This is a genomic window from Lysobacter rhizosphaerae (assembly GCF_054779795.1).
Genome location: NZ_BAAGXO010000001.1, coordinates 487,085 through 499,776, shown reverse-complemented (window position 1 = coordinate 499,776; position 12,692 = coordinate 487,085). Strand labels below are relative to the sequence as shown.

The following is a 12,692-nucleotide window of genomic DNA, read 5'->3' as shown; positions in this document are numbered from 1 at the left end:
CGGGTCAGCCCAACGTGGCCGACAACGTCACCGGCACCGACAGCGCACGCGAGACCACGCAGCCGGCCTTGGCGGCTTCGGCGGCCTGCTGGAACTGCTCTGCGCTCATCCCGGGCACCTTGGCGTTCACGACGAGATTGACGCCAGTGATGGTTGGGCCCGGGTCCATGCCCGGATCCATGGACGCCTCGGCGCGGGTCTGGATCCGTTCCGGCGTGAAGCCGGACTTACCCAATACCGCGGACAGCGCCATGCTGAAGCAACCCGCGTGCGCCGCCGCCAGGAGCTCCTCGGGGTTGGTCCCCTTCTCGTCGCCGAAGCGGGTCTTGAACGAATAATTCTGGTCGGCGAACAGGCCGCTCTGCGGCGTGCTCATGCTGCCCTTGCCAGCTTGCAGGTCACCTTGCCAGACCGCGTCCGCGTAACGCTTGAAAGCCATGTCGATGCTCCGGGGGAAAAGGGCGGCCAGCGTAGCGCCGGGTTCGTTAGGTTTGTGATGCGGCTTTCACCGCCGGCCCCGGCCTCGCCCGCGCTTGACCGGCCGCACGACCTGCGGGATGGTTGCTTCCCGGCTACCCGCCGGACCCGCCATGACCGCCCTCGCCGAGTGCACGCTCGGAACGGCAGCGCTTCCGACGCGGACAGCCATGACGGCCGATTTCCTGGGCGCATGCCCTACCCAACCACGGGAGAAACGGCCTCATGTCGTACAGCACACAAGACATCCGCAACGTGGCCCTGGCGGGCCACCCCGCCGCCGGCAAGACGACGCTCTTCGAAGCCCTGCTGCAGGCCGGCGGCGCGATCCAGACAGCAGGCACGATCGAGCGCGGCAGCACCATCTCCGACTTCGACCCGATCGAGAAACAGCGCGGCCATTCCCTCGACGTCGGCATCGCCAGCACGGACCATGGCGGCATCCACGTCAACCTGATCGACACTCCCGGCTACCCCGACTTCCGCGGCCCCGCGCTCTCCGCGCTGGCGGCGGTGGAAACCGTCGCGATAGTCGTCGACGCCGACAGCGGCATCGAGTACGGCACGCGCCGCATGATGGAATACGCCAAGGCGCGCAACCTCTGCCGCGTGCTGGTGGTGAACAAGATCGACCACGCCGACGCCGACAGTGCGCGCGTGCTGACCGAACTGCGCGAGACCTTCGGCAACGAATGCCTGCCGCTCAACCTTCCCGCCGATGGCGGCAAGTCCGTGATCGACTGCTACGGCAACAGCAGCGGCAGCAGCGACCTTGGCGCTGTCGCCGACTGGCACCAGAAAATCATCGACCAGGTCGTCGAGATCAACGAGAACGTGATGGAGCACTACCTCGACCTCGGCGAAGGCGGGCTGTCGGGCGAGGAACTTCACGACGCCTTCGAGGAATGCCTGCGCGAAGGCCATCTGGTGCCGGTCCTGTTCTGCTCGGCGCGCAGTGGCGTGGGGATCAAGGAACTGCTGGATGTCGCCGAGCAGCTGTTTCCCAATCCGGCCGAGGCGAATCCGCCGCCGTTCCACAAGCTCAACGGACAGGACACGATACCTATCGAGGCCCTGCCCGACGCGTCCAGGCACGTCATCGCCGACGTCTTCAAGATCGTCAACGACCCTTTCGTCGGCAAGCTCGGCATCTTCCGCGTCTATCAGGGCACGGTGAAGAAGGACACCCAGTTGTTCGTCGACGACAGCAAGAAGCCGTTCAAGGTCGGCCATCTGTTCAAGCTCAGGGGCAAGGAACATATCGAGATCGACCAGGCCGTGCCCGGCGACATCGCGGCCGTGGCGAAGGTGGAGGAGCTGCATTTCGACGCGGTGCTGCACGACAGCCACGACGAGGACCAGATCCACCTGGCGCCCCTGGATTTTCCCAAGCCGATGTTCGGCCTCGCCGTGGACGCCGCGCACAAGGGCCAGGAGCAGAAGCTGTCGACGGCGCTGCATAAGCTGGCCGAGGAAGATCCCTGTTTCACCGTGGAGCACGAGGCCGAAACCAACGAGACCGTGATCCGCGGCCTCTCCGACCTGCACCTGCGCGTCAACATCGACCGCCTGAAGGACAAGCATGGCGTTGAAGTGACATCGCGCCCGCCGCGCATCGCCTATCGCGAAACCGTTGCCGGCAAGGCCGAGGGCCACCATCGCCACAAGAAACAGACCGGCGGGGCCGGCCAGTTCGGCGAAGTCTTCCTGCGGATCGAGCCGCTACCACGCGGTGGAGGCTTCGAGTTCGTCGACGAGGTGAAGGGCGGCACCATCCCGGGCCAGTTCATGCCGGCCGTGGAGAAAGGCGTGCGCCAGGTGCTGCATCACGGCGCAGTCGCGGGCTATCCGATGCAGGACGTGCGCGTGATCGTGTACGACGGCAAGCACCACAGCGTCGACAGCAAGGAAGTCGCCTTCGTGGCGGCGGGCAAGAAGGCCTTCCTCGATGCGATCAGCAAAGCGCGGCCGCAGGTCCTGGAACCCATCGTCGACCTGGAGGTCAACGCGCCCGAGCAGCACATGGGCGACATCAGCGGCGGCCTCGCCAGCAAGCGCGCGCGCATCAATGGCACCGATTCCGCGCGTGGCAACGAAATCATCGTTCGCGCCCAGGTGCCGCTGTCCGAACTGGAGGGCTATGCAGCCGAACTGAAGTCGGTGACCGCGGGCCGCGGCCGCTACTCGCTCGACTTCAGCCACTACGAGCCGGTGCCACCGCAGGTGCAGCAGAAGCTCATCGAGACCTACAAGCCGAAGACCGAAGAGGATTGAGCCTCGAGACAACGCTCGCACCCGGCCCGCTTCGCGCAGAAGTCCCGGGTGCGCTCCATTCATGGTTGTGCACGAGTGAACGGCCGGACCTGCCGCGTTTCCTGACTATGTGAACGACGCGGCCGATAGTGCGACCTCCGTCGCCAACCCGGCACCGTCCCCGCAACACCGCCCCGGCCTGTGACCCGCATCGCAGACCGTCGTCGATTTCAGTCGTTTCATCCACCCTGCAAGTTACAGGGGGATGACCCATGAACGCTGGAAAACCCACCCGGTCTGGCGACCGACTGGAACGTTTGGCCCGCAGCATGCTCGGTGTCGCATTGCTCGCTGCCGTCACCTGGGCCGTGACCGGAAACCTGTCCGGCCACTTCTGATCCGATCGCACGGATCGCGTGCCGGCCTCGACCGGCACTGTCACGCTGACTGGTCACGCCCGCGCCGCGGGCTCCCTCGCCGCCATGCCTGTTGGCGCTTTGCGCACAGATTCCCGGCGTGATCCAGAGTCGAACGCGACCGCCGGGTCCGGGATAATCGCCGGATGCACTTGTTCGACGCACCCACCCTGCTCGCCTACCTCGCCACCGCCGTGGTGCTGGTGATCATTCCCGGCCCCGGCACCGCTTGGATCGTCGCGCAGACGGTCGCGGGCGGCACCGCACGCGGCCTGCGCGCGGGACTGGGGCTGGAGACCGCCACCCTGATCCATGCGCTCGCGGCGGGCTTGGGTTTGTCGGCCGTGCTGGCGACATCGGCACTCGCATTCGAGATGCTGAAGTACGCCGGCGCGCTCTATCTGGTATGGCTCGGGATCAAGGCCTGGCGCGGTGGCCGCGAAGCAACCGCGGATGATCCCCACCCGGCTCCCGCCGAACCCCAGCCTTCGGGCGACCTCAGTGGCGTGTACTGGCGCTCCGTCGTAACCGGGGTACTCAACCCCAAGGTCGCGCTGTTCTTCCTCGCATTCCTGCCGCAGTTCGTGCACCCCGAGCGCGGATTGGCCTGGCTGCAGTTCCTCGTGCTGGGCGCCCTGCTGTCGATCATCGGCTTCACCAACAGCGCCGTATTGAGCACCATGATCGGGCGCTTCGGCCGCAGCCTGCGCGGCGATGGCGCATTCGCCCGCTGGCGACAGCGCGTGCTCGGCAGCTTCTTCATCGCCCTGGGCCTGCGCCTCGCGCTGCAGCAGCGCGGCTGACACGGCCGCCCTGCGACTCACTCCAAGCGGCAGCAGGGGTGATGCCGCGGCCGCGGCCGATAGAGGCAACCCACGGCCTTGAGGCGAGCCCGCCGCGAACCCTCCTCCGAGCGCAGCTCCCCGAAAGCTTTGGACAACAGCTAACGACTCGCCGCCACATCGCGTTAGCATCGCGCCGTCGCCAGTCCCCCGCCTGCCGGCTTCCTCGCGTTCCAAACCCGCCCGCAACTCCCAAGGGGGACTTCATGGACAAGCGTTTCTGGATTTCCGGCGTGGTGATGACCATCGCCACGGCGCTGCTCGGCTTCGTCGTCCACGGCCTGTTGCTGGCGGACGACTACAACACGCTGGTGGGAACGGTGATGCGCTCCCCGGAGGAAGCCAACGGCATGATGCATTGGATGTTGCTGGCCGACGCCTGCATCGGCTTCGCCATGACCTGGATCTACCGCCAGGGCATCGGCCCGAGTGCGACGCTGGGCCAGGGCGTGCGTTTCGGCATCGCCGTCGCCTTCCTTACCGTGATCCCGCAGTTCCTGATCTATTGGGTGGTGACGAAGATGCCTGCCGGAATCGTCCACAAGCAGCTGATCTTCGACAGTGTGCGCATGGTGGCGCTCGGCGTGCTCGTCGCCTACCTCAACCCACGCCGCACCGGTTGAGCCAGCCGGCCCCCACGCGATTCACTCTGGATGCAAAGCCGCGCGGGTATCGTCCGGCCATTCGCCCCTACGACGGTACGACCGATGGACCTGCGCCGCCGCTTTTTCATTGCTGCCTCCACCACGGCCCTCGCCTGCGCGCTGGTCGCGCTGGCCGGCTGTTCCACGCTCGAAGCGGTCAGCGCCCTGCTGGGCGACCGCGTCAATTTCACCCAGCCGCAATTGCAGCAGGCGCTCAATCGCAACTTCCCCAAGCACTACGATCGGCTCGGCGGACTGGTATCGATGACGCTGCTGAATCCACGCCTGTCGATCCCGCAAGGCAGTAACCGCCTGCAACTGGATTTCGATCTCGGCATCGGCGCGCTCGGCAGCGACAGCACGCGTCCCAGCGGCCATTTCGCGCTGAGCAGCGCGCTGCGTTATGACTCCGGCACCCGCGGCCTGCATCTGCAGGAGCCGACGATCGAACAGGTCGACGTGCCGGCGCTCGGTGGCATGATGAACACTTCCGCTCGCGGCCTGCTCAACACCTGGCTTGCCGAATACGCGCGCGATGAACCCGTCTATCGCTTCGACAACAGCCTGCTCGACCGCCTCGGCTCACGCCGCATCGGCCGCACCGACATCGAGAACGGCCAAGTCGTGGTGCACCTCGGCGACAACTGACAAGAGATGATTTTTCGCATGCGCATTTCCTTCCTCCTCACCCTCTCCCTGCTCGCGCTGCTGGCCACTGCCTGCGGCAAGGATGCTGCGCAGCACTCGGCGGCCGATGGCGCCCCCGACAAGCAGCTGCCGACACCCACGGGCGCATCCGGGGGCGTCACCGGCATGCCCGCCCGGCCGGGTCCCGGTCCGGTCGGTCCGCCGGTAGCGGAACAACCGGAAGTGCCGGTGGACGAAAACGGCAACCCGTTGCTGCCCGAAGCCGTGCCCGGTGATGCCCAGACCACGGCCGAACCCACGCCCGAAGACGCCGTCGCCGTGATCCGCGACTACTACGATGCGATCAACAGCGGCGATTTCGTCCGCGCGTATGGGTTGTGGTCGGATAGTGGCCGCTCCAGCGGACAGTCGGCGCCGCAATTCGCCGCGGGTTTTGCCGACATCACCGGCGTCTCGGTGGAAATGCAGTCGCCGGGCGCCGTCGATGCCGCGGCCGGCTCGCGCTACATCGAGGTTCCCGTGGCCATCACCACCACTCGCCGCGATGGCAGCCAGCACCACTTGACTGGCACGTACACGCTGCGCCGCGCGGTGGTGGACGGCGCGACCCCGGAACAACGGCAGTGGCGCATCGGCTCGGCGGACCTGCGCGAAACGCAATAAGCGGCGCGTGCGCCGACGCGACCATGGATGCCACGCCCCGCATCGTGCTCGACACGAACGTATGCCTGGACCTGTTCGTGTTCGATGACCCGCGCTGCCGGCGCCTGCGCGATGCACTGCACGCCGGCGATGTCATCGCCGTGACCAGTGCGTCCTGCCGCGAGGAGTGGCTGCGCGTGCTGTGTTATCCGCAACTGGCCCTCGACGAGGCCGCGCGCGAAGCCGCCGCGGCCTGCTTCGATGCCCTGATGCAACGCTGTCCACCGTGCCCGGATGACGAGGAAGGCGCGGCGCAGCCACTGCGCTGCAGCGATCCCGACGACCAGAAATTCCTCGACCTGGCGCTGCATGCCGGTGCCCGCTGGCTGCTGAGCCGCGATGACCACCTGCTCGCTCTCGCGCGGCGGGCGCGGCGCGAAGGTCTGTTCGAGATCCTCGCGCCGCAGGAGTGGGGCTCAATCCACGCCGGCTAGGACACCCCGGCTAGGCGCAGGCGCGCTACAGCTCGAAGCGGTACGACAGCTTCACCAGCAACTGTTCGCTGTCGCGCAGGGCAAACGCGTCCTGGAACTGGTCGCGCGCGTTGAAACCGCTGAAGGGCTCCAACTCGGTCAGCGAACCGCCGCGCACATAAGCGATATAGAGGTAGGAAAGCGGCGCCAGTTCGTAGCGGTAGCGGATCTGGAAGCCGAGGTTGCTCACCCCGACATCGGGGATCGTCTCCGCAGATTCCACCGGCTCGCCGTTGTCAGCCACGCGGTAAGCCTGCCTCGCCTTCGCGTCCAGTCCGATCGCTTCCAGCCGCACGCGCAGTTCGTGCTTGTCGTTGATCAGCCATACGCTGCCGGCGTTGAGCAGGATCATGTCCTCGTTGTAGCTGCCGATCAGGTTGTCGCCGTGCCACAGCAGCCAGTCGTTGTTGTGCTCGAAGAACCAGGCGGTGAAGAAGCTGAGGCGATCGTTGACGTGGTAGGTCGGCTCAAGGTCGAGCTGGAGCGAACCCTTGCCCGGCGTATCCAGTCCTTCCGAGGCCCAGCGCATGTTGCCGTAGAAGCTCCAGTGGCCACTGCCCTGGCGCGGACGGTTGCGCTCGTAGAACAGGAAGTACTTCGCCGGCATGTTGATGACATCATTGTCATTGCTGCGCAGGAAGCGGTCATCGTGGCCGGATGTCCACGTCACGATCTCGAAGTAGTCGTTGCCGCCGTCGCGCAGCTGGCCGCTGCGGTTGATCGACGCGGCATCGCCAATGTGCACGCCGTGGTCGTTGACGCGACGGGACGCCGCCCAGTGCCAGTCGGCCGCGCTGTACTGCGAGGTCTCCGGGAAGTCGGTGAATCGCTTGCCCAGGTCGTAGCGCGCGTAGTTGAAGTTGTTGCGCTCGAGGAAACCGAAGTCGTTGAGCTGCAGCTTGTCGCCGAGGTGCACCATGTACAGCTGCTGGCGCCAGCCTTCGCCCATGTCCCAGTCGATGCGCATCTGCCCGCCGGTATTGCTGCCGGACTGGTTTTCATCCGGCCTGTTGTAGGCGTCCTGCCCCATGCCATCGACGTCCGACCCCACCAGCGTGGTGCGGATGGACCACTGCGGATTGGGCGTCCAGCGGTGGTCGACCTCGTAGACGCTGGCCTCGCGGCCGATGCATGCGCCGGTGTCCACGTCCTGGCCATAACAAGGCCGCTCCACGCGGGTGACCATCGCGCCGATGCCCTGCGTGGCACCGTCGCGGGAGGTGCGCACGGCATAGAAATCGCGTCCTGCCTCGTCCGCTTCGGTGGCGGCGAACACGCCGTAGTTCATCGCGCCCAGGCTGCCGTTGAGTTTCGCCGCGGCCGTCACGTCGCCGGCACCACTGCCGTCGTCGGCATCCGCGCCAACGCGACGGGTATAGATCAGCCGGTTGGCGTTGTTGAGCCCACCGAATGGCACGTCGAAGTAGCTCTGGTTCTCGGTGAAGAAGGGGCGCTTGTCGCTGAAGAAGGTCTCGTTCGCGCTGAAGTTGACGACCAGCTGGTCGCTCTCGACCTGGCCGAAGTCGGGGTTGAGCGTCGCACTGAGCTGGAAGCGGCCGTTGGGCTTCCAGAAGATGTCGGCGCCGGTGTCGAAGTCGGAGTTCGTTGCGACGTTGTCGTAAACGCCCGACACATACGGGGTGATCGCCAGCAGCGACTGGCTGTACGCCGGCACCTCGACCTTGTTCAACGCCGTGAGGAAGCGCGATTCCTGGAAGCTGACCGCCGGCCAGGAGGCGCGTTCGCCGGTGGCGCCGATGACGCGATCAAGCGAGATGCCGAGCGTGCGGGTGCCGTTCTTCACGTCGCGCATCGTCGCGACGTGCCACGGGATCAGCATCTCCGCCGACCAGCCGGCTTCGTCCTCGCTGGTGGCGTGGCGCCAGTCGCCATCCCAGTCCGGGTTGAACTGGTTCTCGTTGGTGATGGTGGTATCGATGATGCTGTTGGACAGCAACACGGTGAAGTTGTAACCGGTGCGGCCGTCGCCGTCGAAGTCGACATAGAGATTGACGCGGTCGGCCTGCGCGCCCTGGTCGCGTTGCGCCTCCTGGCGCGTGCGCGCGATATCGGGCGACTGCAAGTTGCGGAACCCGATGGCCAGGCCGTCCTCGGTGGCGAGGATCCAGGCCTCGGTCGGCTGCGACGCCGGCGCCCGCGACAGCGGCTGGGTCTGGCGGAAATCGGTGATGTGCTGCGCGCCCTGCCATTCGGCTGGATCGATGCGGCCGTCGATCACGACGGCGGCGAAGGCGGGCGGCGCGGCGAGCGCGGCCAGGATGGCGATGGTCAGCGTTGCACGCATGGAAGGTCCGGTTATGGGGGATTGCGGCCCGCTTCCAGCGCGCCGGTCCGCGGGCGCCGCTGTGCGCGGCCCACGACAGGTGGGCAGGGTATTGCCGACCGTGGCGGTTACCGCATGGCGGAAGTCATGCCAACCAATTGCCTAATCCCTGCATCGCGGCATCACCATTCAGCTTCGCGGTTGCCGGACGGGGCGGTGGTCAGCTGGCGAGGGACGTGCTCCCGCCCCGGAAATCCCCGCGCGGACCGCAAAAAAGAAGCGCCGGGACTGGCCCGGCGCCGGCAAGCGGGAAGGACCCGATCAGTCCTTCTTTCCCTTGCTCTTTTTCTTCTTGTCCTTTTTCTTCTTTTTCTTGGACTTGTCTTTCTTTGGCTGAAGCATCGTGCCGGTGCACTCGGGCGACCCGCAGCGGCATTCCCAGATCTTCTTCAGCTCCTTGGTGTGCTTTTCTTCCAGGCGGATGCCGTAGTTGTACGACAGCTCCTCGCCCGGCGCGATGTCACGCATGGCCTCGATGAACACCTTGTCCTTGCGGCGGTCGTCGCCGTCGTCCTCTTCCAGCACGGCCTCGCAGTTGGGCGAACAGCTGTGGTTGATCCAGCGCGCCGAATTGCCCTCGAAGTTCGCGTCGATCACGTACTCGTCGTTGAGGGTGAACAGGAAGGTATGGCCGGTGTCGACGTCGCCGGACTCGCCTTCATCGACTTCGTCGTGGGTACGGCGACGGCCCTTGTATTCGATCAGGCGCTCGCCTTTCTCGATCGGGGCGACGGCGAACATGCCGTTGCCATGGATGGTGGAACGGCGAGTGGCGATCTTGCGAGGCATGCAGGGTCCGGAGGCGAGTGAAGTGCAGCGGGCGGCGATTGTCGCTTGAAAGCGGTGACGCCGTCATGGCGCCGCCGGGACGGCGCGGAGCGGCTGCGCGATGCCCCCGGCCCGCGGCGCGGGTGGTCGAGGAACCGGCGGCTCGACCCCGTCGACCCAAATCAGTACAATTCCAGTACGAATTAACCCCCGGCCCCGTTCAGGCCTTCCGCCATGCTCCGCGTCACCAAGCTCACCGACTACGCCACGGTCGTCATGACCGTCCTGGCTGGCCACCACGGCAGCGCCCCGGAAGCCGTGCTCAGCGCATCGGAGCTGGCCGAGCGCGCCGGACTGGAAACACCGACCGTGGCCAAGGTCCTCAAGCCTCTGGCGCAGGCCGGCCTGGTCGCCGCCACGCGCGGCGCGAACGGCGGCTATCGGCTCGCGCGGTCGGCGGAAGCGATTGGCCTGCTCGAAATCGTGATTGCGCTGGAAGGGCCGCTCGGCATGACCGAATGCAGCGTGCACGCCGGCAACTGCGGCATCGAGCAGTCCTGCGGCGTGCGCGCCAACTGGAACCGCATCAACGACGTGGTGATCGACGCCCTGCGCGGCATCACCCTCGCGCAGATGCTGGCGCCACTGCCACGCCGCGAACCCGAAGCCGGCCCAAATCCCGCGAAGCGCATCGACCTGCGCCTCGCCAACGCATAAGCAGTCCGTAGGCAGCCATGGCCACCGAAACCCTCCCCACCAGCATCGTCGAAAGCCCGACCGAGACCAATCGCGAAATCCGCGAGCAGCTCGGCCGCAAGTACGAAGCCGGCTTCGTCACCGCCATCGAATCCGAATCGTTGCCGCCGGGCCTGGACGAGGACGTCATCCGCGCCATCTCCGAACGCAAGAACGAGCCGGACTGGATGACGCAGTGGCGCCTGGCGGCCTACCGCCACTGGCTGACCATGCCGATGCCGCACTGGGCCAAGCTCAATATCGCCCCGATCGATTTCCAGGCGATCAGCTACTACTCCGCGCCCAAGGGTCCGAAGTACGCCTCGCTGGACGAGGTTCCGCAGGAACTCCTCGACACCTACGAGAAGCTCGGCGTGCCGCTGCACGAGCGCGCCAAGCTGGCCGGCGTCGCCGTCGATGCCGTTTTCGACTCGGTCTCGGTCGGCACCACCTTCCGCAAGGAACTGGCCGAAAAGGGCGTGATCTTCTGCTCGATGTCGGAAGCGGTCCGCGAATACCCCGAGCTGGTGCAGAAGTACCTCGGCACGGTCGTGCCGACCCACGACAACTACTTCGCCGCACTGAATTCCGCCGTGTTTTCCGACGGCTCGTTCGTGTTCATCCCCAAGGGCGTGCGCTGCCCGATGGAGCTGAGCACCTACTTCCGCATCAACGCCAGCGAGACCGGCCAGTTCGAGCGCACCCTGATCGTGTGCGAGGAAAAGGCCTACGTGTCGTACCTCGAAGGCTGCACCGCGCCGATGCGCGACGAGAACCAGCTGCACGCGGCGGTCGTCGAGCTGGTGGCGCTGGAAGACGCCGAGATCAAGTACTCGACCGTGCAGAACTGGTACCCCGGCGACGAGAACGGCGTCGGCGGCATCTACAACTTCGTGACCAAGCGTGGCGAATGCCGCGGCGCGCGCTCGAAGATCAGCTGGACGCAGGTCGAGACCGGTTCGGCGATCACCTGGAAATATCCGTCGTGCGTGCTGCTCGGCGACGATTCCGTCGGCGAGTTCCATTCGGTCGCGCTGACGCACCACCGCCAGCAGGCCGACACCGGCACCAAGATGATCCACATCGGCAAGCGCACCAAGTCGAAGATCGTCAGCAAGGGCATCAGCGCCGGCCACGGCCAGAATTCCTACCGCGGCCTGGTCCGCGTGGAGAAAAACGCCGAGGGCGCGCGCAACCATACCCAGTGCGATTCGCTGCTGATCGGCAAGAAGTGCGGGGCGCACACCTTCCCGTACATCGAAGTGAAGCACCCGTCCGCGACGGTCGAACACGAAGCCACGACCTCGAAGATCAGCGACGACCAGCTGTTCTATTGCCGCTCGCGCGGCATCAGCGAGGAAGACGCCGTGTCGATGATCGTCGATGGCTTCTGCAAGTCGGTGTTCCGCGAATTGCCGATGGAATTCGCGGTGGAAGCCAAGAAGCTGCTGGAAGTAAGCCTCGAAGGCGCAGTTGGGTAACGAAACCTTTCTTCCCCCGCTTGCGGGGGAAGTTGCCCGAAGGGCGGATGGGGGCAAGGCCGACCACGCCCCCACCCCAGCCCTCCCCCGCAAGCGGGGGAGGGAGTAAATCAAAGAATCGGAATGAACATGCTGAAGATCGAAAACCTCCACGTCCGCGTCGCCGGCAAGGACATCCTCAAGGGCCTCTCGCTCGAAGTGCAGCCGGGCCAGGTGCACGCGATCATGGGCCCCAACGGCGCCGGCAAGTCCACGCTCGGCAATGTCATCGCCGGGCGCGAAGGCTATGAAGTCGTCGCCGGTTCGGTGACCTTCGAAGGCCGCGACCTGCTGGCGCTGGAGCCGGAAGAGCGTGCCGCCAGCGGCGTGTTCCTCGCCTTCCAGTACCCGGTCGAGATCCCGGGCGTGAACAACACCTACTTCCTGCGCACGGCCGTCAACGCGCAGCGCAAGGCGCGTGGCGAGAGCGAACTGGACTCGATGCAGTTCCTGAAGAAGGTGCGCGAGAAACTGGCGGTCCTCCACCTCAAGGACGACCTGCTGCAGCGCGCGGTCAACGAGGGCTTCAGCGGTGGCGAGAAGAAGCGCAACGAGATCTTCCAGCTCGCCCTGCTCGAACCCAAGCTCGCGATCCTCGACGAAACCGACAGTGGCCTCGACATCGACGCGCTGAAGAACGTCGCCGAAGGCGTCAACGCACTGCGTTCGCCCGACCGCGCCTTCCTGGTCGTCACCCACTACCAGCGCCTGCTCGACTACATCAGGCCCGACGTGGTCCACGTGCTGGCGGACGGCCGCATCGTCGAAACCGGCGGCCCGGAACTCGCGCTGCAGCTGGAAGCACACGGCTACGCCTGGGTGAAGGACCGCGTGGCACCGGGACATGCCTCATCCGGAGCCGCGGCCTGA

At 66.0% G+C, this 12,692-nt stretch carries 11 protein-coding genes and 1 pseudogene; 9 read left to right on the top strand and 3 right to left on the bottom strand.

From position 1 onward, the window contains the following. Positions 1-4: 4 nt before the first annotated feature. A complete protein-coding gene (locus ACYVGE_RS02310; RefSeq protein WP_460726688.1) occupies positions 5-439 on the bottom strand; it encodes an OsmC family protein in 435 nt (144 codons plus the stop codon). Positions 440-702: 263 nt separating this feature from the next. Here ACYVGE_RS02310 and fusA point away from each other — a divergent pair, with 263 nt between their 5' ends. From fusA to ACYVGE_RS02280, 6 genes are all read left to right on the top strand, one after another. Further along, positions 703-2,751 (top strand): elongation factor G, encoded by a 2,049-nt coding sequence (gene fusA / locus ACYVGE_RS02305; RefSeq protein WP_460726686.1) that lies wholly within the window; start codon positions 703-705, stop codon positions 2,749-2,751. A 541-nt stretch (positions 2,752-3,292) separates the two neighbouring features. Next, positions 3,293-3,949, top strand: a complete 657-nt coding sequence (locus tag ACYVGE_RS02300) for a LysE family translocator (RefSeq protein WP_460726684.1) — start codon at positions 3,293-3,295, stop codon at positions 3,947-3,949. A 245-nt stretch (positions 3,950-4,194) separates the two neighbouring features. Then, on the top strand, positions 4,195-4,611 hold the full coding sequence (locus ACYVGE_RS02295) for a hypothetical protein (RefSeq protein ID WP_460726682.1): 417 nt from the start codon (positions 4,195-4,197) through the stop codon (positions 4,609-4,611). 84 nt (positions 4,612-4,695) lie between these two features. Beyond that, positions 4,696-5,280: a DUF1439 domain-containing protein gene (locus ACYVGE_RS02290; RefSeq protein ID WP_460726680.1), complete on the top strand. Its 585-nt coding sequence runs from the start codon at positions 4,696-4,698 to the stop codon at positions 5,278-5,280. An 18-nt stretch (positions 5,281-5,298) separates the two neighbouring features. Beyond that, positions 5,299-5,943: a Cif family virulence factor gene (locus ACYVGE_RS02285; RefSeq protein WP_460726678.1), complete on the top strand. Its 645-nt coding sequence runs from the start codon at positions 5,299-5,301 to the stop codon at positions 5,941-5,943. A gap of 23 nt (positions 5,944-5,966) precedes the next feature. Beyond that, the gene (locus ACYVGE_RS02280; protein ID WP_460726676.1) at positions 5,967-6,416 is read left to right on the top strand and encodes a PIN domain-containing protein; all 450 of its coding nucleotides are present in this window, start codon (positions 5,967-5,969) and stop codon (positions 6,414-6,416) included. A 25-nt stretch (positions 6,417-6,441) separates the two neighbouring features. On the opposite strand, the gene ACYVGE_RS02275 is transcribed toward ACYVGE_RS02280, so the two are convergent. Continuing rightward, positions 6,442-8,760 carry a DUF5916 domain-containing protein gene (locus tag ACYVGE_RS02275; protein WP_460726674.1) on the bottom strand — a complete coding sequence of 773 codons (2,319 nt, stop codon included), beginning with the start codon at positions 8,758-8,760 and terminating at the stop codon, positions 6,442-6,444. Between the two features lie 363 nt (positions 8,761-9,123). Then, a pseudogene (locus ACYVGE_RS02270) lies at positions 9,124-9,588 on the bottom strand (SET domain-containing protein); the annotation flags it as partial. Between the two features lie 213 nt (positions 9,589-9,801). On the opposite strand from ACYVGE_RS02270, the gene ACYVGE_RS02265 reads away from it, so the two are divergent. The 3 genes from ACYVGE_RS02265 (at position 9,802) to sufC (ending at position 12,692) form a co-directional block, all read left to right on the top strand. Then, complete coding sequence (locus ACYVGE_RS02265) at positions 9,802-10,284, top strand: SUF system Fe-S cluster assembly regulator (RefSeq protein ID WP_460726672.1); 483 nt, start codon at positions 9,802-9,804, stop codon at positions 10,282-10,284. A 17-nt stretch (positions 10,285-10,301) separates the two neighbouring features. Beyond that, entirely contained in the window at positions 10,302-11,783 is a 1,482-nt protein-coding gene (gene sufB, locus ACYVGE_RS02260) for a Fe-S cluster assembly protein SufB (RefSeq protein ID WP_460726670.1), read from the top strand. 129 nt (positions 11,784-11,912) lie between these two features. Further along, positions 11,913-12,692 carry a Fe-S cluster assembly ATPase SufC gene (sufC, locus tag ACYVGE_RS02255; protein ID WP_460726668.1) on the top strand — a complete coding sequence of 260 codons (780 nt, stop codon included), beginning with the start codon at positions 11,913-11,915 and terminating at the stop codon, positions 12,690-12,692.